The 23,989-nt window shown below is 47.1% G+C and carries 15 protein-coding genes; 2 read left to right on the top strand and 13 right to left on the bottom strand.

Annotated features, from left to right (window positions below):
* Window positions 1–98: 98 nt before the first annotated feature.
* The 3 genes from L5M38_RS10790 to L5M38_RS10780 all read right to left on the bottom strand — a co-directional run bounded on the left by L5M38_RS10790 (window position 99) and on the right by L5M38_RS10780 (window position 3,943).
* A complete protein-coding gene (locus L5M38_RS10790) occupies window positions 99–566 on the bottom strand; it encodes a DUF6386 family protein (RefSeq protein ID WP_251071031.1) in 468 nt (155 codons plus the stop codon).
* Window positions 567–687: 121 nt separating this feature from the next.
* Entirely contained in the window at window positions 688–2,199 is a 1,512-nt protein-coding gene (locus tag L5M38_RS10785; protein WP_113941018.1) for a hypothetical protein, read from the bottom strand.
* Window positions 2,200–2,587: 388 nt separating this feature from the next.
* Window positions 2,588–3,943 carry an MATE family efflux transporter gene (locus tag L5M38_RS10780; RefSeq protein ID WP_263167191.1) on the bottom strand — a complete coding sequence of 452 codons (1,356 nt, stop codon included), beginning with the start codon at window positions 3,941–3,943 and terminating at the stop codon, window positions 2,588–2,590.
* A 400-nt stretch (window positions 3,944–4,343) separates the two neighbouring features.
* Here L5M38_RS10780 and L5M38_RS10775 point away from each other — a divergent pair, with 400 nt between their 5' ends.
* The gene (locus tag L5M38_RS10775) at window positions 4,344–5,885 is read left to right on the top strand and encodes an MFS transporter (RefSeq protein ID WP_263179083.1); all 1,542 of its coding nucleotides are present in this window, start codon (window positions 4,344–4,346) and stop codon (window positions 5,883–5,885) included.
* A gap of 99 nt (window positions 5,886–5,984) precedes the next feature.
* Here L5M38_RS10775 and L5M38_RS10770 read toward each other — a convergent pair whose 3' ends face one another.
* A complete protein-coding gene (locus L5M38_RS10770; protein ID WP_263179096.1) occupies window positions 5,985–6,509 on the bottom strand; it encodes a DUF3087 domain-containing protein in 525 nt (174 codons plus the stop codon).
* A gap of 384 nt (window positions 6,510–6,893) precedes the next feature.
* On the opposite strand from L5M38_RS10770, the gene L5M38_RS10765 reads away from it, so the two are divergent.
* Entirely contained in the window at window positions 6,894–7,655 is a 762-nt protein-coding gene (locus tag L5M38_RS10765; protein ID WP_168823321.1) for a substrate-binding periplasmic protein, read from the top strand.
* Window positions 7,656–7,733: 78 nt separating this feature from the next.
* Here L5M38_RS10765 and L5M38_RS10760 read toward each other — a convergent pair whose 3' ends face one another.
* From L5M38_RS10760 to glgB, 9 genes are all read right to left on the bottom strand, one after another.
* Window positions 7,734–8,840, bottom strand: a complete 1,107-nt coding sequence (locus L5M38_RS10760; protein ID WP_263179082.1) for a CobW family GTP-binding protein — start codon at window positions 8,838–8,840, stop codon at window positions 7,734–7,736.
* 267 nt (window positions 8,841–9,107) lie between these two features.
* Window positions 9,108–10,526, bottom strand: coding sequence for a DEAD/DEAH box helicase (locus L5M38_RS10755; protein WP_263167183.1), 1,419 nt, complete (start codon window positions 10,524–10,526; stop codon window positions 9,108–9,110).
* A 129-nt stretch (window positions 10,527–10,655) separates the two neighbouring features.
* The gene (locus L5M38_RS10750; protein ID WP_263179081.1) at window positions 10,656–13,703 is read right to left on the bottom strand and encodes an EAL domain-containing protein; all 3,048 of its coding nucleotides are present in this window, start codon (window positions 13,701–13,703) and stop codon (window positions 10,656–10,658) included.
* A 128-nt stretch (window positions 13,704–13,831) separates the two neighbouring features.
* Window positions 13,832–15,451: a glycogen synthase gene (locus L5M38_RS10745; RefSeq protein ID WP_263167179.1), complete on the bottom strand. Its 1,620-nt coding sequence runs from the start codon at window positions 15,449–15,451 to the stop codon at window positions 13,832–13,834.
* A 103-nt stretch (window positions 15,452–15,554) separates the two neighbouring features.
* Window positions 15,555–16,817, bottom strand: coding sequence for a glucose-1-phosphate adenylyltransferase (gene glgC / locus L5M38_RS10740; protein WP_263179079.1), 1,263 nt, complete (start codon window positions 16,815–16,817; stop codon window positions 15,555–15,557).
* On the bottom strand, window positions 16,810–16,941 hold the full coding sequence (locus tag L5M38_RS10735; protein ID WP_263145093.1) for a hypothetical protein: 132 nt from the start codon (window positions 16,939–16,941) through the stop codon (window positions 16,810–16,812). Before L5M38_RS10735 ends, glgC begins: the two co-directional genes overlap by 8 nt.
* Before the next feature lie 58 nt (window positions 16,942–16,999).
* Window positions 17,000–19,531, bottom strand: a complete 2,532-nt coding sequence (locus L5M38_RS10730) for a glycogen/starch/alpha-glucan phosphorylase (protein ID WP_126491451.1) — start codon at window positions 19,529–19,531, stop codon at window positions 17,000–17,002.
* An 11-nt stretch (window positions 19,532–19,542) separates the two neighbouring features.
* Window positions 19,543–21,744, bottom strand: coding sequence for a glycogen debranching protein GlgX (gene glgX, locus L5M38_RS10725; protein WP_263179077.1), 2,202 nt, complete (start codon window positions 21,742–21,744; stop codon window positions 19,543–19,545).
* A 1-nt stretch (window position 21,745) separates the two neighbouring features.
* A complete protein-coding gene (glgB, locus tag L5M38_RS10720; RefSeq protein WP_263179076.1) occupies window positions 21,746–23,977 on the bottom strand; it encodes a 1,4-alpha-glucan branching protein GlgB in 2,232 nt (743 codons plus the stop codon).
* Window positions 23,978–23,989: the final 12 nt, after the last annotated feature.

Below are 23,989 nucleotides of genomic sequence, written 5' to 3'. Positions count from 1 at the left end.
TGTTAAATTGCTTTTTTACCCCTGATGATTAACAAGTTACCTTTGGTGTTTAACAGCCCGTATAGGGATTAAAAATGGTAGCGAATAAAGTAAGCCGCTTAAAGTAATGGGCTAGACGTAAACTCGTTTAGTACATCTTCTGAGGTTGACTCATATTCAACCACCAGTTTATGGGGTGTAAGCCGATACACTCTCACCTCAATATTCCCTCGCACAGCATAAATTAAAGCGCCGCCATAGGTTGTTTCAGGCCCAAGATCTCCTGCTGGAACTTGCTCGGCGGCGCCAATATACAGGCACCCTGACAATACTGTTAAATTTGCAGAGAGATAATTCGAATTGAGCCCAGCCTCACCTAGCTTACGGAAAATTTCAACCTCATAACAGCCATCGGCGCCAAGTCCTACGAATAGCACATGACCTTGATTGATTTCCAAAATTTCGTCACTCGGCACAGACCACCAATCAGCCGTATCTTCACAGCGATGAGTTAATGCCGCGGGATCAAATATCGCCATTGTGGCGGTATCTGTGTCAAACCGAGTTGTTGTATAGGGTTTACTCATCATCCTTGCCCACTAACAGAAATGATTCTGACTACCTGTTTTATCCTTGATAACTCCAAACCTAAAATAGAAAAATCGCCATAATTTTAGGCCGTTACTACCACTTAATTACAACAATCCTTTACATAAAGGCTTTAGTGAACGCTTCCTTCGACTGGCGAATGTAGTTACGGGCGCTTTTGGCGTGCTGCTCCCACACGGCGCGATCGCTAGGATCGGTAAAGGGGTTTTGCTCGGCGGCAATTGAGCGCTCAAATTTGTCGTAGAAGGTCAGCATGGCCGAAGTGATCTGATTAAAACGTTCCTTGAACTCTTGAAATTCATCAATCTTCTCAGTGGTTTTAATCATGTACTGCACTAACTCTGCATTGCTGTTCGAAGCCAATAGCGCCTCAGCTTTAGCACTGATATTGGCACTCGCCTCGGCAATCACCAGCGCGCGTGCCTGCTCGTCTTTACTCATCACTCGGCTGTAATTTTCAGGTGTGCGGGCAATACTGGCATGCTGTAAGTAACTGCGCAGATGCTTATCGAGATCCTTACGGAAATTATCTAAGTTCTTCTGCATACTGACTAAATCATTGTCGAGTGCAGTGACTTGTTGCAGTTCTTTTTCGATTTCAGACATAAACCGTTCGGCCTGCTGATAAATTTTCAGGCCATTTTCTTCAGCAAACTTTTTATCACTACGGCTTAAGTCACTGTTGTCATAATTAGAGCGATCAAAAGTCGCCGCTAAGAATGACTTAAAGGGTTCGGCAAAGGCGGAATACGCACCGGCACTGACCACGTTTAAGGTGGCAGTAGCTAAGTCACCAAAGGGTTTCACCATAGAGCCTAAACGCGCCTGTTGGAGAGGCGATGCCACACGTTTAGCGTCAGTTAAAACCGACCTAAAAGTGTTATATCCCATAGGGTTAGACATTTTATTGCGCTCAGACGTCGCCAACACAAAGGTGATACTTGAATAAATAGCATTCGAGTACTCGAGGTATTGTCTTTGGCTCTCGAGCTGGGCGGCATAATTTTTACCTAAAGTACGAAAGGACTCAGACTGCACTTCGTAATTCTTGTCAGCTTTCAGCTTATCTAAAATCCCGCCGATAATTTTCTGCTCATTTTTTTGCAGGGCCATATCAAGGCGAATTTTGCCTAAGCTCAAATCGTCCAAACTGATAGGGCCATTAATGGCCTCAATATCAAGACGGATATATTGGCGACTCGGATCATCAATAGACACTCGGTGTGCTAAATATTCGTTAGCCCCAGGGGTGATATCGATTAAAGCAACATGCTGCCACTGGGCATCGAGCTTTAATACCGGAGAGGTCAATACATTGATTCGATATTGGGTTTGAGTATTCTGGGTTTTGACCCAAAACTCTAATAGACCCGCTTCAGAAATAGGGTACTTACTGACGATACTGCTATTGCCTTCGACGCAAAGCAGCGCACTTTCACCTGTGTGAGGTTCAGCGCCTTCAAATTGACAACCCATGATCCACGACCAAGGTTGAGATAAACGATTGCCTTCGAAGTCGCTGGCAAACACTAACTCATTCTCTTTGGCACTGGCATTAACTGTCGTTAACACGCCAAGCAACAGCATAGAAATGACTGCAGTGGTGCGCATAAGGGCCTCATAAAACATAAATTACTAAAATCAACGAGCGAGTCATTCGGCTCAATACCCAGTCATATCAACAATCAATCGACCCAAAAGCCTAAGCGAACTCAGTCTGTTAATTGAGGGCTATAGCCTCGGCTCAACAGCACGCTTGGATAAGTCATTTTTGATTGCAGATTAAACCAGCGAAATGTACCAGAGGCCATCATCCCACGCTAGCCCTAAGTCATGTTTAACGACGAAAGATATGTGGGCAATTACAATCGGGGCCATTAATCACCCCAATTGTAAAATTTACGTAAAACTAAACACTTATGCCACAGCTACAGGTTACTTGCCTCGCCCCTTGTCTTGTCAATAAATCAGGCGAAACCAATACAAACCAAAGCAAGGATTAATGCAGACGTGCCTCGACTCGCTTCATGGCGTAAAACATCCATATCGTCAAGATAGTGCTACAGGTCGCGAGCGACACCCACACACCAATCACGCCGAACGCCCATGCAAAGCAGTAGATAATCGCAGCGATAAGAATAAGCTTAGCGCCCGTCAGCATAGAAGCTTGTTTCGAACAATTAATCGCTTGGAAGAAACTCGCACCAACTAAGATTAAGCCTTCCATAGGCAAGCCCCAAAAATACCAGCGCATACCTTCAATCGCCACTGGTGTTAAATTCGGATTATCACCGGCAAACAAATACACTAACCATTCAGGGCGAGAATAAATCAGCGCTAAACCTAAAGCTGCGGTAAGTAACGTCATACCAAAGGCAATATTGCGCGCTTGTTTAACCCTGTCGAAACGCCCAGCTCCCGCGTTGAAGCTATAAATGGGTTGAGTACCAAGCGCAATGCCCTCAAAAATCAGATAGAAAAACGCTTCGGTGTAACTCACCACACCATAGGCGGCCACATGTAATGGACCGCCAACCCACAAAAAAGCCGTATTATGCAAGGTTAACACTATCGACAAATACAGATTCATCAAAAAGCTGGGGAAACCAACGCGGGCTATATTAAGGCAATTATCGAGCTTGAGCTTCATCTGCTCAAAAGTGATTTTAAGCTGAGTGCGCGGACTGAAAAAATGCTGTAAACACAAAAGCCCCGTTACCGCCTGCGACAACATAGTCGCAATCGCTGCACCTGCTAAACCAAAGGGGAAAACCACAATAAACAGCCAGTCTAAGAAAGTGTTTAATACACCACCCAAAATCAGCACCCAAGTCACCATGGATGGCCTGCCATCATTACGCAGCAGTGTGGTGAAGGTCATTGAAATTATGGGGAAATGACACAGTGCAAAATACCAGAATAAGTATTCGTTAGCATTTTCGAGCATCTCACCTTGCGCCCCAAGGGCAACCAAAATATCTCGCGAGAATATCCCACCAACAAGGGCAAAAAAGCATCCCGTTAATAAACATAACGTAAAGGCATTACCCAGTAGTTTACGGGCCTTGACTACATTACCTTGGCCAAGATTGATTGACACTAATGCCGCGCTACCCATACCTATCATGGCGCCAATAGCGTATAAAATCGCGCCCACAGGGTAAGCTAGCATCATCCCCGCCAGCCCTGTTTCACCTAAATAGTGGCCAACAAAGATGCCATCAATTGTCACATATACGCCCGTGACCAACATAGAGGCTATGGTGGGTATGGTATAGCGCCAAAAAAGCTTCGCAATCGGCGCCTCGAGCAAGCTCATATCCGCAGGAGCATGATTAGATGTTGTTGCTGTCATTAGCGTTTCTCACAAAAAGGGGGGCTAGAGTCGTATCTATCTAGAAAAATGATCGGGTGAACAAAAATGCGACAATGGATTGTACCTAAAAATAGCGAGAACTCAAAGCATGTTCATTGTGAATAATTAACAATAAAGATTAATCATCACAATGACTTAAGCAGAAACAGTCCAATTTCAGCCAAATGACAAACTCAGTACAGTTCAATAACAGATGTGGGTTAATTCATCATTTTCTGCTACTTTTTTGGTGTTTAAGGCCGAATTAGGTAAAGTATCCGTTCAAGCAAGCCCATTAACGTATTTAAGCAAGATGAAATCATTAAATTTATAAATTTAAGCTTTTGATAATTAATGGGTTAAACAGAAATAAATTCAATAACAATAATAAGGGAAGGACATGAGTCAAAATAGTCCAAATGCAGGCAACGATCTGCGAGAAGTCAAACAGCTCGGCATGTGGGCCTCCATTACTAGCTTAGGTTATGTGTTTTGGTTAGTTGGCGGTATGGAATTAGTCGAGCGTATCGCCTACTACGGTGTTAAAGCCAGTGCTGGACTGTACGCTAAAGCGCCAGAGTCTGCGGGCGGCCTTGGGATCAGCCTGAGTGACTACGGCATTATTATTTCCCTCTGGGCGATCATGCAAACCTTTGTGCCCGTGTTCACCGGTGGCATGTCTGACCGAGTGGGCTACAAAGAAACCATCTTCGGCTCCACCATCATTAAAATCTTTGGCTATCTCGTCATGGCATTCTTCCCCAGCTTTTGGGGCTTCCTTGTCGGTGCATTACTCCTTGCCATAGGCACAGGGATATTTAAACCGGGCATTCAAGGCACCTTAGTGCTGTCCACTAATCGCAACAACACTTCAATGGCTTGGGGCATTTTTTACCAAGTTGTAAACATTGGCGGTTTCCTCGGGCCTTTAGTTGCTGTGCATATGCGCCAATTGTCGTGGGACAATGTATTTTTCGCCTGCGCCGCAATTATCTCACTCAACTTCTTATTCTTACTCACCTATACCGAGCCTGGTAAAGCCGAGCGACTGGAACGCAATAAGCAAATAAAATCGGGTGAAGTCGAACAAGAATCCCTGTGGCGTGATGCTTGGCGCGAGTTGAAAAAGCCGATTGTAATCTACTATATGCTCGTTTTTTCAGGATTTTGGTTCTTGTTCAATGCCCTATTCGATGTGCTGCCTATCCATATTTCCGAATGGGTCGATACCAGCGTAATCGTCACCTCCCTCTTTGGCAGCGAAGGCACCAGCAACGGCATTCTGCAATTTTGGCTTGGCCTCAATAACGAAGGCACTAAGGTGATGCCAGAAGGCATGCTCAACCTCAATGCGGGCCTGATTATGACCTGCTGCTTTATCGTTGCGGCGCTGACGGCTAAATACCGTATTACTACCGCTATGTTTATTGGTTGTTTGCTGAGTATTTTAGCTTTTGTGTTTATCGGTGCTTTCCATGCGGCATGGTTTATCGTATTCGCGATTGCCATGTTCTCAATTGGCGAAATGATGATTAGCCCGAAGAAAAACGAGTTTATGGGTAATATTGCTCCCGAAGGCAAAAAAGCCATGTACTTGGGATTTGTGATGTTGCCCCAAGGGATCGGCTGGGGATTAGAAGGCTACTTTGGCCCTAAACTCTACGAGATTTATGCATCAAAGGAATTGTTTTCGCGGGATTTATTGCTAGAGCGCGGTATGAACAGCACTGAGGTCAGCGCCATTCCTCAAGGTGAAGCCTTTACTACCTTGGTGAGTTACACAGGTGAAAACGCACACGATCTCACCCAATTGCTGTACCACAGCCATAACATTGGCATGGCGTGGTACATCATCGCCGCCATAGGGACTATCTCAGCGGTAGGAATTTACATCTATGGCAAGTGGTTACTCACACTACAAAGAGCCCAACAAGCCACCTAAGTGAAACTCGCTGACCTCATTCTGGGCAAGGACGACAAAGAAAAGATAAGGGCTAGATATGGCAAGGTGAAGAGCGATCCTCATCTTGCCTCATCAGTATCAGAAAGGACGCGTCAGCAGTTCAGGCGTAAATTGTTCGGGCGAAAGCAATAGGCCTAAGCTCTCGATTTGCGCATTCAAACGATTAAGATCTTGAGTCAGTGCCGGTAAGGTCAGCGTATTATCATCGAGTACATACACTTGTCTTAAGCTGGTGTAATAAAAAAGCAATATAATCAAAGCATTCACATCATTTTGCGCCGCAGCGGCTTTAATCTTTATCAACTTGCGATAGATACGATTATGGAGTTGCTTTAATTGCCACACATAATAAATTTCGCTGAAAAAAGGTCGGTCTTTTAAGTTGTAAATCACGGCGCTACACAGACCCAGACTGAAAATTACGCCTAAGAGATTCAAGTGAAAATTACCTGTTGGCTCACCTAGCACTGGCGTTGCCCCAAACAGCGCAATGAGTCCAGTACCAAAAATCAGTGATAACACGACTAAGCTAACAACTAGAATAACAATGAATAAATTCATGTTTTTACGATACAAGGTTTTATCTATTTCCTGCAGCTTCATAACATCCCGCTCAAATAAACCGCCCAGCATTGGGGTATAAATCAATGAATGGCAGAGCATACCCCAATCCCCTTTATTCGGCCTTAACTGATTTAAACGCATAACGAAAATACATTTCTCCACCCCATCAGTGAATGATACAAACTGAAACCTTTAAGCGTAACTAAGCAGGCTGAGGGATAGGATGATGTATCGATTGAAGATCAACGGCTTAATGCCCTTACGATTTATCTTCCATTTATTTCAAAACATTAAAATGTTAACGTTCAATCAAATCTGAGTAAAATTTGCTAACCTTAACCCTAGTGAATTGCATAACGATATCGCCGCTTTTACGAGAGACAGTGTTCTAACCTCCCGCATTCAAACCACACAAGGAATGCCATGATACTCAGCAAAGGCTTTGCACAAGTCGTCCTTTTGGCGCTCAGCAGCCTTTGCTTGACTGCACAGGCCAAAGACCTGCTCGCAGTGGGTTCGAGTTTCAGTCAAATTTTTGAACTACAAGCCAATGGAGAATATACCGGCTTAGGTGTCGATATTTTGAATCGCTTCGCCCAGCAGCAAAGTGTGAACATTCACTATCAAATTACCCCATGGCGCCGCGCTATCTCTATGGTTGAACGTGGCCAAGCGGATATTCTTATAGGTCCCTACGATACCCCAGAGCGTAATGCCAACTTGGTTTTTGCGGCGAAGGCATTTTACCGCGATGATATGGTGTTTTATGCTCGGGCAGACAATGAAATAGTGTGGAATGGCGACTATGCCAGTATTAAAACGCAACGGATTGGAAAAATGCAGGGCTGGAGTTATGGCACAAGGTTTACTGAACAAACTAAATCATTAAATATCAATGAATTTGTCGATATTAAAAGTGGCATAGAACGGCTTTCGCGGGGTGATTTAGATTTACTCGCCACCAATAGTCGCAATACAAATGCAGTGCTCGCCCAAATCAAAATCCCTAAAGCAATTACGCCAATCATGCCGATAATCGATGTGCGAGACGGCTTTATGGCTTTTCCGAAACAAGCTAAATTTGATCCGCTAAGAACTCGTTTTGACAGCTTCTTCGAGGAGATGATCCAGAATGGCACACTCACGACACTCGGCCAAAAATACCGCGTGACCTTGCCTTACTGATCCAACCTTACTGTTCCCGCCAAATCCGCCCCTCTTATCTTTGCTCACACCTGTAATAAAGAGTGATGGGGAACTCTGTTAGCTAAGACAAGCAATCAATTGCTGCTCAATCTCGTCCCAATTAACGTCGTCCATGGTAATCATTTCTAGTCTGGAATCTAAGGTGTCATCGAGTTCAACTACAGTAAACTCATGGTCAATCCAGTTAAATCCTGCAATTCCATCAGTAGTGATCATCACGGCCTTTAATCTAAGCAACACTTGCCCAACGTTGGATGACTGAGCTTGCCGCTGAATAAAATCCATTAATTTATCAAAATCAAATTCTTGACTCGGTTCAAACACCCAGCCGCAGCTAAAACAACCTTCACCTTGATTCTGCTTTCGCACTATACCGCGATCATCAAAATCAAGTGCGGCTTCGATTGCACCTTCGGCAAAGAGGCTCAACTCACTCAAGCGAGAACCACCAGTACGAAACAAGCTTGGGGCCGTCGTCGGTAGGCTGCCCAGCTTTAGGCCCGCGCTAGCATGCCCATTTATATTGAGTGACACGCGCCTTGGTTGGTTAAGATAGTCCAGCAAAGCGCTAGGTAAAGGCTGTTGATTTGAGTGGCTCACTACAGGAATATCAGTACGTTCAATATGGCTTAAATAAGTCTGCAATTCATAGAGTAACTTAGTATTTTCAGCATCATACAAGTCAGACTTAGTTGCGATGATCACATCGGCCACTTGCAACTGTTGAATAAAATTTGCATGTTCGCGATAGCGAGGATCGTGGATCTTACGCGCGTCCACCAAACATAGGGTGCTACGCAGTGAAATCACATTCTGATAATGGGGCGCACTCAGTACTTTAATGATTTCATTAGGATGCCCAAGCCCAGTCGGTTCAATCAATAAGCGGTCAGGTTTCGCTTTCGCAATCAACTGATTGATGGCCACTTGTGTCGGTACGCCCGCGGCGCAGCACATACAGCCACCCGCAACCTCACGAATTTGTATGCCGTTATCGGAGGAGTTCAGTAACCCCGCATCAATGCCGACCTCACCAAATTCATTGACCAGTACTGCCCAAATTTCATCCGCGGGTTTAGTCGCCAGCAATTGCTTAATCAGAGAGGTTTTACCTACACCTAAAAAACCTGTAATGATATTGGTGGGAATCGCTTTGATAATCATAAGGAAACTCGCTCGAATAGAAAGCTTGGCGCTCGAGTGTAGAAGTATTGGCTTTGAAGCTCAACAAAAAGCGCATCGGTGAGGATGCGCTTTTAGAATGGCGACGGGCTATGTAGCAAAATATGCAACTGACTATTCAACAATCTAATCAACAGTCAAATCAACAAACTAGGTAACCGCTAAACGGCTAAGCTAATAGGCACTTTGCACTTATTAGCCTTGATTGTTGTGCTTAGCTTATTTTGACTTAACTTATTTTGACTTAACTTATTTTGACTTATTGGTGCGAGAGCCAAAACCTGACTTATTGCTCACCAAATTCGACTTAGGTTTAGTCGCATTAAACGGCTTACCTGAGCCAGAAGCTGGCTTAGCACGGCTAGAGGATTTATCTGCACCTGCTTTGCTGTCCTGTGCTTTACCTTTCGCGTACTTACCCTGACGAGACTGACCAATAGTACGATCCTGCGGCGCCTTATGGCTCCACTTTCCAATCGGCTTAATCGGTGCCGCGGGCGCATCACGGTAACGAGCAGGCAAAGGCGTGCCTTCTTCATAACCTGGTTGTACCGACACGGGCAGTTTCTGCTCAATCAAGGCTTCAATTTCAGCGAGCATTTCATCGTCAGAAGGTGAAACAAACGAAATCGCGCGACCCGTTAATCCAGCTCGGCCAGTACGACCAATACGATGGATATAGTCTTCGGCGAGGAAAGGTAATTCAAGGTTAATCACCATAGGCAAGGCATGAATGTCTAAACCACGAGCGGCCACATCGGTCGCCACCAGCACCCGCAATTTACCGGCTTTAAACTCTTCCAACACCCGATTACGGGCGCCTTGTGTTTTATCGCCGTGGAATACACCTGCGGCTATGCCATCCAGCTTTAATTCTTGTAACAAATGCTCGGCGCTTTCTTTCGTGCTGGCAAACACCAGCACTTGGCGCCAATTGTTGCGGCCAACGAGTTCTGACAACAGCTCGGCTTTGCGACGTTTATCAACGCGATAGACTTCCTGCACAACTGTGGATGCAGTTGTCGTATCGGCAACATTCACCCACTGAGGTTCATTCAGCATTTTCTCGGCAAGTTGTTTCACCGCATCGCTATAGGTCGCTGAAAACAACATGGTTTGATGCTGCGGCGCAATTAAGCGTTTCACTTTTTCAATGTCGCGCACAAAACCCATGTCTAACATGCGGTCGGCTTCGTCGATCACTAAGGTCGTGACACTCGATAAATCTAACTGGAATTGGCCAATAATGTCGAATAAACGACCTGGTGTCGCCACCAAAATATCAACGCCCTGCTCTACCCCTTTACGCTGGGGATTCATGTTGGCGCCGCCGTAAACCGCTAAGGTTTTCAGTGGTAGGAACTGGCTGTATTTTTGGATATTTTCGCAGACTTGAATCGCAAGTTCACGGGTTGGTGTCATCACCAACGCGCGTAAAATCGGTTTATCATTGCTGTCGCTTATTAAAGACTCGGCTGCCAACTTTTCAAGTACAGGCAGAGCAAAGGAAGCCGTCTTACCTGTCCCCGTTTGGGCGCAGGCCATAATGTCTTTGCCTTCAAAGGCAAGCGGGATCACTTTCTCTTGCACTTGAGTGAGTTGCTGATAGCCACACTCAGTTATCGCATTCAAAATAGGAGAAGATAAACCGAGTGTTTCAAATTTCATAGGGACTCTTTAGCTAAGTAGTAAAACTTTGATGCGAGGTGATACTCAATGCCCCAACGCGGGGCCGCGGAGTCTAGCAAAATTCGCGGCGTTTTTATAGGCAATTATCGCCACTAAGTTAATATCTCCTCAGACATGGGAGACTAAAAGCGGATCCTGTAAGTATTTTTGGCTAAATTCACCCGCAGGCACAGGTCTTGAGAACAAGTAACCTTGGCCGTAGTCACAGCCTGCAGCCAACAAGACTAGCCGCTGCGCATCGGTTTCGACACCTTCGGCAATCACCTTCATTCCCAACTTGTGGGCCATCACGATAATCGCCTCGCAGAGAATTTGATCGTTTGAATCGGTATCGATATGGCGGGTAAAAGATTGATCAATTTTAAGATAATCAATGTCAAACTTTTTCAAATAGGCGAGTGACGAATAGCCCGTACCAAAATCGTCCAGCGACACTTGCACACCCGCATCGCGGTAGGCCAGTAGTTTTTCGGTTACCCCCATACTGGCGTCCAATAACAGGCCTTCGGTAATTTCAACACAGACTCCCGCGCCTGTAATATTAAGATCTTGCAATAACTTCAACCAATCATTGAGCAGCGTGCCTTCATCACGAAATTGAATTGGGGATTTATTGACGCTGATTTGGATTTCAATCCCTAATTCATGACGCCACGCCGCACTCTGGCGAGCGGCTTGCTCGAACACCCAATTGCCGATTTCAACAATCAAGCCAGTATCCTCCGCCACAGGAATAAACTCAGCAGGCGACACAGCACCACGCTCCGCATGATGCCAGCGGATCAAGGCTTCAGCCTTAGTCACTTCACCCGTTGCTAAGGCAACAATCGGCTGATAATGCAGTTCAAATTCTTTATTCACGACCGCTTGACGTAAGTCTTGGATCAAGCGCATGCGGTATTTGGCGTATTCCTGCATCGATGGGGTGAAATAGTTGAAGCGATTACGCCCTTGATCTTTCGCCGCATACATAGCCTGATCCGCATGCTTGAGAAGCCCTTCAATACTGGTCGAATCATCGGGATATAAAGTAATCCCGATACTGACGCTGATATAAGCGGTTTCTTCCCCTAACACATAGGGTTCGGCAATTCTTCGCAAAATATTCTCGGCGACGCGCTCAATCCCCTTATGGTCTTCCATCGAACTTAACACCACAGTAAATTCATCGCCGCCAAGACGCGCCACGACGTCGGCATCACGCACACAGGATTTCAATCGACTCGCGGTTTCTATCAACAGTAAATCGCCCATAGCATGGCCTAAGGTGTCATTCACTTCTTTAAAGAAATCTAAATCCAAGAACAATAAGGCAAAGTGGTTGCGATTGCGGTCGGCATTTTTCACTTCACTGCTTAAATACTCCAACAACATGCGCCGATTAGGCAACCCCGTCAGCGTATCGTAGTTAGCCTGTTTCCAAATCAGATGTTCATTTTGCTTCTTATCGGTAATGTCTGAGAACAGGGCAACACGTCGATAGGGATGGCCTTCTTTATCATTAATCGTATTGATGGTTAACCAGATGACATATTCCTCGCCATTTTTGCGCCGCTGCCACATTTCCCCCTGCCATTGGCCCTTTTCACGGATCTCATTGTTCATTTGAGTGTAAAAATCACGGCCATTAAGGTCACAATTAAGCAGCCGAATATGTTGGTCCCGCACTTCAAATTCGCGATAACCCGTCATCACACTAAAGGCGGCGTTGACGGTAATAATCACGCCCTTTTCATCGAGGACACTCATGGCTTCAGAGCTGTTATCGTAAACCAGTGCCGACAACTTTAAGGATTCTTCGATAAGTTTTGCGTCGGTAATATCGGTATAGGTTCCACACATACGCAGGGCATTATCGTTGGCGTCGCGGCTCACGACTTTACCTGTATCAAGGATCCACCGCACCTTACGATTTACGGTATTTAAGCGGTACTCCATCTTATGTTGCGCCGTTTCGCCACGAATATGGGCCTCAATCGAATGCAGCACTTTAGGCCTGTCTTCGGCGACTATCGCATCCATCCATTGGCGACTATTAGCGTTGAGCATATCAACATCGCAGCCAAGAATATCGGCGCTGCGGGCGTTACGTTCGATACGATCATTGCGAATATCCCAATCCCACACCCCAAGATCGCTACTGCTCAGCACCAGTTCGAGTTGCTCACGACTAGCAAGTACCTCTTGGTCAGCAATGGCCTGTGAGGTGATATCTAAATATCCAGCAATAACAAGCAACACGGCATTATTACCACCACGCTTACAGGCGACTGTCATATGGGTGTAAACCACGCTACCGTCTTTAACGATAAAACGTTTATCCATCTCGTAATTATCGATATCCCCCCGCAGCATAAGCTCAAATTTCAGGGCATCCGCTTCTAAATCATCGGGATGAGTAATTTGTGCCCACGTCATCCGTAGCAATTCAGCTTCTGAATACTTGAGCATTTGACATAACCGTGGATTCACCTTTATCCACTTTTGATCTATCCCCGTTATTGCAATACCAATATTGCCCGCGTTGAATTGGCTCCTAAAAAGAAAATCATCCTGCAGACGAATTTGTTCATCACGCTCTAATTCAAAACGTCGCGATAACAAGCGGCTCAATAGCCAAGTCGCAATCGGGAAAATGGTCAATACTGGGAGGGTCACTTTGGCGAGTAATGGCATTGCTATGCCATCGGGTAGAAATAAGAACCACAACAACATCACGATATGAACGGTATAGGCAAAGAGAAAAATTTCTCCACCTGAAATATTGGCTAACAGAGACTTACGATATTGACGCCAGATCACCCCGATTAAACCGGATGACACTATCACGCCGACGCCAACCCATATACCAGCGCCACCGATACTGATGCGATACAGCGCCGTCATCACGACAGCAACTAAGGTCGGTAAACCACCGAAAAATAGACCAGAAGTACAGAGAATAACCGAACGGGTATCAAAGAAAACGCCAGGCAAATATACCCAAGGCGTACTCATAATAGTGATACCAATACCACCGATGAGTATCCCAATAATGATGCGCCACAGTAAAAAATACTGCCGCTGGTGTTTTTTAGGGATCACGTCGTACAAAAAGACCAACGCCAGCAATAAAGCCGCATTTTGTACTAACGGAAAGAGAATACCTTTATCCATAACTCAGAGAGCGACTCCAAAAATGAGGGGGCTTGATACCATTTTAACATTCCCCCACAAGTGTAGCAGAATCACTTAGAAATCATGCGTTAATTCCCTTTGCCGCATCACACTTTGGACTTACCACATTACATTTTGCAATAGAGTTGTTGACGATATTGCTCTGCAATAGAATGCCAGTCAAAACGCTGTGCCATGGCCGCAGCACGCACTTGTGACCATGTTTTCCCCTCGAAACAAGCAATGGCTTGCGTCAACCTTTGCAGAAACGCTTCGGCTTGCTCATTTAAGCTATTGCCGTTAAAAGCAAAACCATTAACGCCATCCTCAACAGTATCCTTTAAACCGCCTACACTATGCACTAAACATGGCTGCCCCGCGCGCATGGCCAACATTTGACTGATGCCACAGGGCTCAAAGGAACTTGGCATCAAAAATAGATCGCCATGCTGATACAGCGCTTCGGATAACGCCTCGTTGTATCCCTGCAAAAATAATAGGTTATCGTATTTAGCCCCTAACGCTTGGAAAGACTTAGCAATCGATGCATCGCCACTGCCGAGTAAAATCAGCAGCGCCGTCGGTTTTGTTTGCTTCAATGCTTTAAGTAAGGTTTCAAGCACAGATAAACCCGAGGGCAATTGATGGCGCAGCAGTAAGACTTTTTGATCGGTCAAGCGGCCCACCGAAGTCAATAACAGACTCGGTACTTGCTCCGCCACTGCTTGACGCCAATGGGCTTGGGTGCGGGCAAAAGCAATCATGTCCACGCCACTCACTTGCGTTTGATGCCCCTGCCATTGCACTAACGCAGCTTCAACCGCACTGAGCAATTGCTTAAACTCGGGTACTTGAATACGCGCAGGTGGCTTAGCGGGTAAATCCGATACTGACGAATATACACAGCCATTTAAAATCCCCACCACTTTGCCGTCATTGGCCTTGACCTGTAAGTCTTGCTCTAGCCCTTCGCCACCAAAAAATCCCGCTTCGGGTTTGGAGGGCTGCAACACTTCTTTGGCGTAACTGGGTGAGACTAAATGCACTTTGTCGCTCAGCACTATGCCCATGCGCATAGGGTTAACACAGTAGGGATAACGGGGATCAGTAATTAACTGTTTTTGCCCCTGCGTCAAAGTGGCAAACAGCTCGGGAAACCAAGCCGCAAAGGAGGATGAGTCTTGGCTTAAGGGACGTATCCCCTGCAGCGCAAGATTGTGGATAGAGAACACACACTCAATTTCTTTGAGAACACTGAACTCAGGCACGAATGCTCTTAACATGGCTAAGCAGCCCGCATGCCAGTCATGTAAATGCAGCACAGTCGGCATAGGCACTCGGCCAGTAACTAATGCTGTCGCGACGCTCGCGCAAAGGAAGGCAAACTTAGTCGCATCGTCGGCGAAAGGACGCTCGGCACTGCCTTGGCTATAAATCTGCCCAGGTACGGATTGCCATAATGCATGTTCGAGCAAATAAATCATCGCCTCTGGTACATGGGGATGGGGCATGGCAAACAAATGCACTCGCTCCAATCGGCCGCCAAAGGCCACAGTTAACTCGCCAAGATCTTGGGAGTGATTCGCTACCGCAGTTAAAAAGCCATAGCTTGGCATGATCACATCGGCGCACAAATCAACACCCGCCAGAGCGGCGGGTAAATCACGGATGACATCCGCCATACCGCCAACCTTGGCGCCCGCAAGGGCACCGTTTTCAGCCGCGACCATCAAAATGCGTTGTTTCAATTAATTGGATACTCCCGCTACTTCAACTGTGCAGCTTTTATTAAGCTGCCTATACCTAAGTCATTTTTACTTTAATGATCAATTTACTTTAATGATCAAAGCACTATTCATAGCCTACAGGCAAACCTAGCATGTCACGGGTCACTAAAGTCACGCCTTTTTCGGACACCCTAAAGCCTTTGGCTCTGTCGTGATCATGGTTATAACCTATTACCATGCCTTCGGGAATAATGCAGCCACGGTCGAGTATCGCATTCTTGATTTTGCAATGGCGCAGCACGACTACATCGGGTAGCACTACTGAATCTTCAACCAACGAATAAGAACAAACGCGTACTTCGTTAAACAATACGCTACGGCGCACTGTCGCCCCCGAAATAATACAACCGCCCGAAACAATCGAGTCCAACGCCATACCGCGTCTGTCATCGTCATCAAACACAAATTTAGCGGGTGGTAATTGTTCTTGGAAAGTCCAAATTGGCCATTTCGCATCGTACAAATTCAGTGCTGGCGTGGGCGATAACAGTTCCATATTCGCTTGCCAGAAAGAATCTAGCGTACCCACATCGCGCCAATAGGCTTGCTCATTTGGGAAAGCACTCTTAAAGGGATAGGCAAACACATTATGTTTTTCGATGATCGCAGGAATAATATCCTTACCAAAATCCCGATCTGAGCTTTCATTTAAGGCATCTTTCTTGAGCTGGTCAAACAAAAACTCTGTGTTAAACACATAGTTGCCCATAGACGCTAAACACATTTCAGGATTACCCGGAGAATGCTTAGGTTGCAGCGGCTTTTCTTCAAAGCCTAAAATGCGCATATCTTCATCGACTTCCATCACCCCAAACGAACCCGCAGCTTCGGCAATCGGCACTTCAAGGCAAGAGACAGTCATATCTGCACCCGACTCGGCATGGGCGGCTAATAACCCAGCATAATCCATGCGATACACGTGATCGCCAGACAACACCATCACGTATTTAGGCAGCTCGTGGCGAATGATATCGATATTTTGAAATACCGCATCGGCCGTGCCTTGGTACCAGTTTTCCGAATAGCGTTGTGAAGCGGGTAAAATCTCCACCGACTCGCCCAGCTCCTTCTTAAAATGACCCCAACCGCGCATCACATGGCGGATCAAAGAATGCGACTTGTACTGAGTCACAACCCCGACACGACGAATACCCGAGTTGATACAATTTGAGAGCGGGAAATCGATAATACGAAACTTACCACCGAAATATAGTGCAGGTTTAGCACGCCAATCCGTTAGTTCATGCAAGCGAGACCCGCGCCCACCAGCTAAAATCAACGCATAGGTTTCACGAGTTAAATTACTGATATAACGAACATTAGACATAGGCTCTTACTCCGAAATCGGCAAACTGATTGCCCATAAATGGCTTATCGATACGGCAGACACTGCCGTACTCCCCTGAGTATTTCTCACTTGCATTCCCCATTCCTTCCATTGATTGCTGCATTCCTTTCAAACACTTATACTCATCCGCTATAACAAGACTTATAACCCAAAGCCCAACCCTACAGTTTCCAAATTTCATCGCGATAACCCGCGATCGTCACATCACTCGAAAAACGTCCGCTGGCGGCGGTATTGCGAATACTCATTTGCGTCCATACCTGCGGATCTTTATAGGCCCGCGCCACGGCTTCTTGCACGACTCGATAACTGTCAAAGTCGGCGGCCGTCATCCATTGATCGTCGCTACTTTCGATGGCGGCAATAATAGGATCGAAGATCCCTGGCTCCAGCAGATTGAAATGACCACTCTTGAGTAACTTCATCACCTCAGATAACGCCGGTGAATCGTCAATAATGCTGCGTGGATGATAGTGGTTACGTACCTCTGAGACCTGCTCTGCATTGAGTCCAAACAGGAAGAAGTTCTCTGAGCCCACTTCCTCTAACATCTCGATATTGGCGCCATCCATAGTGCCAATCGTCAGTGCGCCGTTCATCATGAATTTCATATTGCCCGTGCCCGATGCTTCTTTACCCGCGGTCGAAATTTGCTCGGATAAATCCGTTCCCGGGCAGATTTTTTCCATGGCGCTGACGTTGTAATTGGGTAAGAAAGCAAAACGTAGGTAAGGCGTCACCATAGGATCGGAATTGACCATATGGGCGACATTGCTGGCGAGCTTGATGATCAACTTAGCCATAAAGTAACCGGGCGCCGCTTTACCGCCGATCAACACGCAACGTGGCACCATGTTTTCGGTGTGGCCTTGTTGGATCTGATGATAGAGGTGGACCACGTGTAAGATATTGAGTAGCTGACGTTTATATTCGTGAATACGCTTCACTTGCACATCAAACAGCATAGATGGATCGAACTCGACGCCGCATTCCTTGGCAATCATCTTCGCCAGCAAAGCCTTGTTGGCTTGCTTCACATCACGCCATTTTTGGATAAACGCTGTGTCCTGCGTAAGGGCATTGAGCGCTGTTAACTGGCTTAAATCTGTCACCCACTCTTTACCTAAATGGGCGGTCAGCAACTTAGCTAAAGCAGGGTTACAATGGGCAAGCCAACGCCTTGGCGTCACACCATTGGTACGGTTATTAAACTTATGCGGCCACAACTCATAGAAATCCTTAAACAACCCAGACTTAAGCAGTTGCGTGTGTAAACCCGCGACGCCGTTGACCGAAAAACTCGCCACAATCGCCAGATACGCCATGCGCACATGGGGATCGGGGCCATCTTGAATAATTGACATGCTCGCCAGTTTCTCACTATTTCCAGGCCAATGGTGGGCGACTAAATCTAAGTAGCGGGCGTTGATTTCATAAATGATTTCTAAAATACGTGGCAGCATCTGCGCCATCATACGCACGGGCCAACGCTCTAGTGCTTCTGGCAATAGGGTATGGTTAGTGTACGCCATGGTCTGGCTGGTAATCGCCCACGCACTGTCCCATTCCAAACCGTATTCGTCGATCAATAACCGCATCAACTCAGGCACGGCAATGCTGGGGTGAGTGTCGTTCAGCTGCATCACATTTTTAGCGGCAAACTGGGTGAAATCATGACCATGACGACTCACCCAACGTTTGAGTAAATCCTGCAAACTGGCGGAGGATAAAAAGTATTGCTGACGTAATCGCAGCTCTTTGCCGTTCTCGCTCGCATCATTGGGATAGAGCACCATAGTGATCTGCTCGGCCAAGTTTTTACGGGCCACGGCTTCTGTGTAGTCGCCTTGGTTAAACTCAGCTAAATCAAAATCATCGGTCGCTTCGGCCTTCCACAATCTCAGGGTATTTACCCGACCATTGCGATACCCGGGAACTGGCATGTCATAGGCGACGGCGAGCACATCTTGGGTTTCAACCCAAATAATGTGCCTGCGACCCTGTTTATCGACATAGGATTCTGTGTGGCCAAAAAACGGCACAGTCACGTTGTGGGTCGGCACGCGCACTTCCCACGGATTACCTTCGCGCAGCCAACGGTCGGGACGCTCAACCTGATAACCGTCGACTATCTTCTGGGCGAACATGCCATATTCGTAACGTATGCCATAACCCGTCACGGATAAGTCCATGCTGGCGCAGCTATCGAGGAAGCACGCCGCCAATCGACCTAAACCGCCGTTACCTAAACCGGCATCATGTTCGGCTTCTTCTAACTCTTCCAGCGATACCGCATAGTTGCTCAAGGCATCACGGCTATCTTGTTGCAAATCGAGACTCAGCAGTGCATTGCCCAGCGCCCTGCCCATCAAAAACTCAAGGGATAAATACGCCACTTGCTTGCGCTGAAAATGACTGTCATTCACACGGGTCTGACGCCAATTGTCTAGCATCTGCTCTTTGACGCTATAGGCCAACGCTTGAAATAATTCGCAGCTCACACCTTCGCCACGGCTGAGTCCATAACGTAAATGGCGCTCAAAGGAAGCGGGCAAGGCATCGCAGGGCTCACAGGGTTCAACGGCTTTAGGTTTGGCCTGACGCTTAGCTGGCGCCTTCTTACTCGCCGCTTTTGGCGCGGATGATACGGTTTTTTCGCTGGTATTTGGACTCAGTTCGCTTTCGTCAGTCATAGTTAATTCCTTCATTTCTTGAAAATCAAATCAGCATGAAAAAGCATGAGACTGCGATCTTGCAGCAAGTATCGCGTCGTAGAGATCTGAGCATCCAGCGGCTCAGTTTGGGTATGGATCAGGCATTGCCACGGACTCAAGTGCTCAAAAGTCGGCGGCGTAAATGCCAAAGGGTTGTCGTCGGCATTGACCATCAACAGTAGAGCTTGCTGCTTACCTTGGCCTTCTAAGTCACCAGAAAGCACTACAGATAAACTGCGGCACATAGACTCAGTCCACAGGCTCTTAGTCATTTGCTCACCTTGACGACTAAACCAATCTAAGCGAGCACCGGTATCGGCTAAAGATTCGGCCAATAACTGTTCATGAATGAAGCGTTTAGCGCATAACAACGGGAAACGTTTCCGCAGGGCGATAAGCTGCTGAGTAAAGGCTAACAGCTCAGTGTCCATGCCCTTTTCCGACCAATCAAACCAGTTCAGTTCATTGTCTTGGCAATAGGCATTATTGTTACCTTGCTGGGTGCGGCCCGTTTCATCGCCGCTCAACAACATAGGCACACCTTGGGATAAAAATAGCGTAGTCAATAAGTTACGTTGTTGACGACTGCGAAGTGCCAGAATTGCGCTATCTTCGGTTTCCCCTTCAATCCCATAATGATGACTGAAGTTTTCTTGGTGACCGTCGCGATTATCTTCCCCATTCGCCAAATTGTGGCGCTGGGTATAACTCACTAAATCTTTGAGGGTAAAACCGTCGTGGCTGGTTAGAAAATTAAGACTGGTCGCAGGCGGACGGCCACTGTGCTCAAAAAAATCCCCCGAGCCGTGAAAACGCCGAGCAAATTCGGGCAACATGCTGTGATCGCCGCGCCAAAAGCGGCGCATAGTGTCTCTATATCTGTCGTTCCATTCGCTAAAAGCCACGGGGAAATTACCCAATTGATAACCACCGGGGCCAATATCCCAAGGCTCAGCAATCAATTTCACTCGGCACAAAACAGGGTCTTGCAACAGCGCATCGAAGAAACCTGAGCCGGGATCAAAACCATAGGCCTCGCGACCTAAGCAAGCTGCCAAGTCGAAGCGAAATCCATCGACACCCATGATTTCAACCCAGTAACGCAGCGAATCCATCACGAGTTGCAACATGCGTGGATGGTTGATATTTAAGGTGTTTCCGCAACCCGTGTCATTAATGTAAAAACGTTTATCGTTCGGATGCAGGCGGTAATAACTGAGATTATCTATGCCACGAAAACTAAAGGTCGGCCCAAGTCGACTGCCCTCGGCGCTGTGGTTATAGACCACATCGAGGATCACTTCGATACCCGCGCCGTGCAGTGCATCCACCATGGCCCGAAACTCACCAATATCGTCGGACGACAGATAACTCGGCTCAGGGGCAAAAAAGCCGATACTGTTGTAGCCCCAATAATTAGTGAGCTTTTTCTCGAGCAAAAATGGTTCAGTAAAAAAGGCCTGTACAGGAAGTAACTCGACGCACGTCACCCCAAGTTTGGCTAAATAATCGATAGCCGGCCGAGTCGCTAAGCCCGCAAAGGTGGCACGTTTATTCGGTTCAATCTCAGGATGCGCCGCCGTAAAGCCTTTAACGTGCATTTCATAAATAATGCTGCGCTCTAGGGGGTTGGGCAGAAACCTCGTCGCGATAGGCTGAATCGACTGCTTAGCGGCGATGTCGATTAATGGACGAATGTCCACAACCTTACATTTTGGCACATGGGCAGCGTTATCTAACTTACTGAAAGATAAGTCTTCATCCTTGTGATTCAGCTCGTAACCATAGTTAGACTCATGGTCGCGATATTCACCAACTAGCTGGCGGGCATAGGGGTCGAGCAATAGCTTATTGGGGTTAAATCTGTGGCCAAGCTGAGGCTCATAGGAGCCATAAACGCGATAGCCGTAGAGTTGCCCCGCCTTAAGCCCCTGCACAAACACATGCCAGATTTGCTGGGTTTGCTCAGTTAACGCAATCCGCGCGATTTCTTGCTCGCCATTGTCGTCAAATAGGCATAACTCGACCGCTGTCGCGTTAGCTGAAAATAACGCAAAGTTGACGCCATCGCCCTCGACACTCGCACCGAGCGGAAAAGGCTCACCGGCGCCCAAGGCCCATTTTTCACTTTGAGAAGGGTTATGTTTAGCGTCATGGTTGAGCTTGATATCATCGGCCACGGGCTTTTGCATACTAGTTCGCCTCAGCCAATCCAGTTGCAGGCCCTATCACTAGGCAACCCAAGGGCGGCACAGTGATCAGCGCGCTCTGCGCCATCCCCTGCCACGGCAGCGACTCAGCAACCACAGTGCCCGCATTACCTTGGTTACTGCCACCATAAATCTGGCTATCGCTATTCAGGTATTCGCGGTAATCCCCCGCCAAGGGCAAACCAATACGGAATCCAGTATGCAATTGGGGTGCCATATTGATGACAAACACTAACGGCGCATCACCCGCTAACCCGTAACGCACAAAGGTAAAGATGCTATCCCGGCTATTTTCACAATCTAGCCAACTGAATCCTGCCCCCTCGTAATCTTGAACCGATAAAGCAGGCATGGCTTGATACAAGTGATTGAGATCTTTAAGCCAACGTTGCACACCTTGGTGCGGTTCATAGGCCAATAAGTGCCAATCTAAACTCTGGTTATGGTTCCACTCATTTCGCTGACCAAACTCGCAGCCCATAAAGAGTAATTTCTTACCGGGATGCCCCCACATAAAACCATAATAGGCACGCAGGGTCGCAAATTTCTGCCAATCATCTCCGGGAATTTTATGTAGCAACGAGCCCTTGCCATGAACCACTTCATCGTGACTCACGGACAACATAAATTGCTCGGTATAGGCGTACATTAAACTGAAGGTCAATTGATGATGGTGGAACTGGCGGTAAAGCGGGTCACGACCCAAGTAGCTTAAGCTGTCGTTCATCCAGCCCATATTCCACTTAAAACCAAAGCCGAGACCTTGCTGATCCGTCGGCTTAGTCACCCCCGCAAAAGCGGTGGACTCTTCGGCAATCATGCAAATGCCGGGGAAAGCTTGGTACAAGCGTTGATTCAAAATTTGTAAGAAACTGATGGCCTCGAGATTCTCCCGTCCACCATAAGCATTAGGCAGCCATTGGCCCGGCTCGCGGCTGTAATCGAGATACAACATAGAAGACACGGCATCGAGACGCAGGCCATCAAAGTGGAACTCCCGCAGCCAGTAACAGGCATTACTCAACAAGAAGCTGCGCACTTCACCGCGATCATAGTTATAAATCAGGGTATCCCAATCGGGATGTGTGCCCTTGCGAGGATCTTCATGCTCATACAGACATGTGCCATCGAAACGCACTAAGCCGTGGGGATCCTTAGGGAAATGCGCTGACACCCAATCGAGGATAATACCAATTCCCGCCTGATGGCAGGCATTCACAAAGGCCTTTAACCCATTGGCATCGCCAAATCTGTGGGTCGGCGCATAGAGACCCACTGGCTGATATCCCCACGAACCATCAAAGGGAAACTCGCTGATCGGCATCAGTTCGATGTGGGTAAAGCCTTGCTCCTTCACATAGGGAATAAGCTGTTCAATCAAGTCTTGATAATCAAGATATTGCTCGCCTTGCTCTCCCTTACGACGCCACGAACCTAAGTGCACTTCGTAGGCCGACATGGGCGCTTTATGCCAAGCAGTCGCCGCTCGCTTACTCATCCAAGCGGTATCATTCCAGCTATGGTGGGCTTTTGGGGGCACGATAGAAGCATTGTGGGGCGCGCATTCCATTTGGGTTGCCATAGGATCGGATTTAGTATGGCGCTCACCATTTTGATAAACCAAATCAAACTTATAGTGTGCACCTTCAGCCACATTGGGTAAAAATAGCTCCCATAAACCATTGGCAATATGTTGGCGCATCACATGGCGAGTATCATCCCAATGGTTAAAATCTCCCACCACAGACACCCGCTTAGCATTGGGTGCCCACACACAAAAATGCACGCCTTCGACGCCTTGGGTTTGACGCCAGTTGGCACCTAAAAATTCATAGGCACGCTCGGCGCTGCCTTCACCAAACAGGTAAATATCGTCACTATTGAGCAGTGAATCAAACTGATAAGGGTCGACTATATCTAACTGACACAGGGGATATTCCACCCGTAGCAAGTAGAGAAACGGCTTGACGCGTCGTCCCAGAGTGCCAGCGAACAGTCCCTGCTCGTTGACCTTGTCCAGACTCGCCACTTTGCGGCCATCTTTAATACTGATCACATCCACACTGAGGGCATTGCGTAAAAAACAACGAACAATTAATGCCTTACCCTCGTTGGCACTGTGCATACCCAAGAGCGAAAAAACATCAGTGTATTGACCATTAAGTAGGGCGATGTCGGCACCATCGTAGAAATAGGCATTGGCTTGAGTCATCATTTTTCTTCCGTT

This window comes from Shewanella sp. SM101 (assembly GCF_025654465.1).
GTDB classification, from domain to species: Bacteria; Pseudomonadota; Gammaproteobacteria; order Enterobacterales; family Shewanellaceae; genus Shewanella; species Shewanella oncorhynchi.
The sequence above is the reverse complement of the archived record's forward strand: the minus strand, read 5'-3'. Positions and strand labels throughout refer to the sequence as shown.

Excerpts from the sequence above, each read along its gene's own strand:
- L5M38_RS10785 (WP_113941018.1), bottom strand. The coding sequence starts at position 2,199 with ATGCGCACCACTGCAGTCATTTCTATGCTGTTGCTTGGCGTGTTAACG.
- glgX (WP_263179077.1), bottom strand. The coding sequence starts at position 21,744 with ATGCAAAAGCCCGTGGCCGATGATATCAAGCTCAACCATGACGCTAAA.
- L5M38_RS10790 (WP_251071031.1), bottom strand. The coding sequence starts at position 566 with ATGAGTAAACCCTATACAACAACTCGGTTTGACACAGATACCGCCACA.
- glgB (WP_263179076.1), bottom strand. The coding sequence starts at position 23,977 with ATGATGACTCAAGCCAATGCCTATTTCTACGATGGTGCCGACATCGCC.
- L5M38_RS10775 (WP_263179083.1), top strand. The coding sequence starts at position 4,344 with ATGAGTCAAAATAGTCCAAATGCAGGCAACGATCTGCGAGAAGTCAAA.
- L5M38_RS10770 (WP_263179096.1), bottom strand. The coding sequence starts at position 6,509 with ATGAAGCTGCAGGAAATAGATAAAACCTTGTATCGTAAAAACATGAAT.
- L5M38_RS10760 (WP_263179082.1), bottom strand. The coding sequence starts at position 8,840 with ATGATTATCAAAGCGATTCCCACCAATATCATTACAGGTTTTTTAGGT.
- glgC (WP_263179079.1), bottom strand. The coding sequence starts at position 16,817 with ATGTCTAATGTTCGTTATATCAGTAATTTAACTCGTGAAACCTATGCG.
- L5M38_RS10765 (WP_168823321.1), top strand. The coding sequence starts at position 6,894 with ATGATACTCAGCAAAGGCTTTGCACAAGTCGTCCTTTTGGCGCTCAGC.
- L5M38_RS10750 (WP_263179081.1), bottom strand. The coding sequence starts at position 13,703 with ATGGATAAAGGTATTCTCTTTCCGTTAGTACAAAATGCGGCTTTATTG.
- L5M38_RS10780 (WP_263167191.1), bottom strand. The coding sequence starts at position 3,943 with ATGACAGCAACAACATCTAATCATGCTCCTGCGGATATGAGCTTGCTC.
- L5M38_RS10735 (WP_263145093.1), bottom strand. The coding sequence starts at position 16,941 with ATGCAGCAATCAATGGAAGGAATGGGGAATGCAAGTGAGAAATACTCA.
- L5M38_RS10730 (WP_126491451.1), bottom strand. The coding sequence starts at position 19,531 with ATGACTGACGAAAGCGAACTGAGTCCAAATACCAGCGAAAAAACCGTA.
- L5M38_RS10755 (WP_263167183.1), bottom strand. The coding sequence starts at position 10,526 with ATGAAATTTGAAACACTCGGTTTATCTTCTCCTATTTTGAATGCGATA.